The 623-nt window shown below is 64.8% G+C and carries 1 protein-coding gene; it reads left to right on the top strand.

Features of this window, described 5'->3' with window-relative positions; genetic code table 11:
* A partial coding sequence (locus ACW7G6_RS14530; RefSeq protein WP_456998602.1) for a GTP-binding protein occupies positions 1 to 623 on the top strand: 623 nt, incomplete at both ends.

Raw genomic sequence — 623 nt, 5'->3', positions numbered from 1 at the left:
CACTACGCGCACGTCGATTGCCCGGGACACGCCGACTATGTGAAGAACATGATCACCGGTGCGGCGCAGATGGACGGCGCGATCCTGGTGTGTTCGGCCGCGGACGGCCCGATGCCGCAGACCCGCGAGCACATCCTGCTGGCCCGCCAGGTGGGCGTGCCGTACATCGTGGTCTACCTGAACAAGGCGGACATGGTGGACGACGCCGAGCTGCTTGAGCTGGTGGACATGGAAGTGCGCGAGTTGCTGAGCAAGTACGAGTTCCCAGGCGACGACACCCCGATCGTGATCGGTTCGGCGCTGAAGGCGCTGGAAGGCGACCAGAGCGATATCGGCATTCCGTCGATCATCAAGCTGGTGGACGCGCTGGACAGCTGGATCCCGGAGCCGGTGCGCGACGTGGACAAGGCGTTCCTGATGCCGGTTGAGGACGTGTTCTCGATCTCCGGTCGCGGCACCGTGGTCACCGGTCGTATCGAGCGCGGCATCATCAAGGTCGGCGAAGAGATCGAGATCGTCGGTATCCGTCCGACCGTGAAGACGACGGTGACCGGTGTTGAGATGTTCCGCAAGCTGCTCGACCAGGGCCAGGCGGGCGACAACGCCGGCCTGCTGCTGCGCGG

The sequence above is a fragment of the Lysobacter sp. A421 genome (assembly GCF_054052145.1).
Note: the sequence above shows the minus strand (reverse complement) of the source record. Positions and strands in the feature narration are given on the sequence as shown.